We start from the raw sequence: 821 nt of genomic DNA, 5'->3' as shown, positions 1-821 counted from the left end.
CCGATCCGGCCCGGTTGTCGGATCGTGCCCGGCGCGACGCAGTCCTGCGGCCCGAGATCGAGCGCGTCTTCGAGGAGAACTGGAGGGTCTACGGCGTGCGCAAGGTCTGGCGTCAGCTGGATCGGGAAGGCTTCGATGTCGCCCGCTGCACAGTCGCCAGGCTGATGAAGGACATGGGTATTCAAGGCATCATCCGCGGCAAGCCGCACAGAACGACGGTGCCGGATAAAAAGGCCCCATGCCCTTTGGACAAGGTGAACCGGCAGTTCCGCGTGCCGGCGCCGAACATGCTCTGGGTCAGTGATTTCACTTACGTCGCCACTTTGAGGGGGTTCGTCTATGTCGCTTTTGTCATCGATGCCTACGCGCGCCGCATCGTTGGCTGGCGGGCGAGCCAAACAGCGCACGCAGGCTTCGTTCTCGATGCCCTCGAACAGGCTGTCCACGATCGCCGCCCAGTCAAGGGCGCGGGGCTCGTCCACCATTCCGACCGAGGGTCGCAATACCTGTCGATCAAATACACTGAGAGGCTCGGCGAGGCCGGCATCGAACCGTCAGTGGGCAGCGTCGGCGACAGCTACGACAACGCCTTGGCGGAGACCATAAACGGACTCTTCAAGGCCGAGGTCATCCACCGTCGCGGTCCTTGGCGCAACTTCGAGGCCGTCGAATATGCCGCCCTCGAATGGGTCGACTGGTTCAACAACCGTCGCCTGCTCGAGCCGATCGGGAACATCCCGCCGGCAGAAGCAGAGGCAAACTTCTACGCCACTATGGAAACAGAAGCCGTGGCCGCGTAACTAACCGAAATCAGCCTCCGG

1 protein-coding gene is annotated in these 821 nt (G+C 62.5%); it reads left to right on the top strand.

Translation table 11 applies throughout. The annotated features are described in order from the left end of the window. The coding region (locus DDE75_RS17080; protein ID WP_108503583.1) for an IS3 family transposase at window positions 1–800 on the top strand (800 nt) is incomplete at its 5' end. Window positions 801–821: the final 21 nt, after the last annotated feature.

Origin of the sequence: Paracoccus indicus (assembly GCF_003056335.1) — a bacterium.
GTDB classification, from domain to species: domain Bacteria; phylum Pseudomonadota; class Alphaproteobacteria; order Rhodobacterales; family Rhodobacteraceae; genus Paracoccus; species Paracoccus indicus.
The sequence above is the reverse complement of the archived record's forward strand: the minus strand, read 5'-3'. Positions and strand labels throughout refer to the sequence as shown.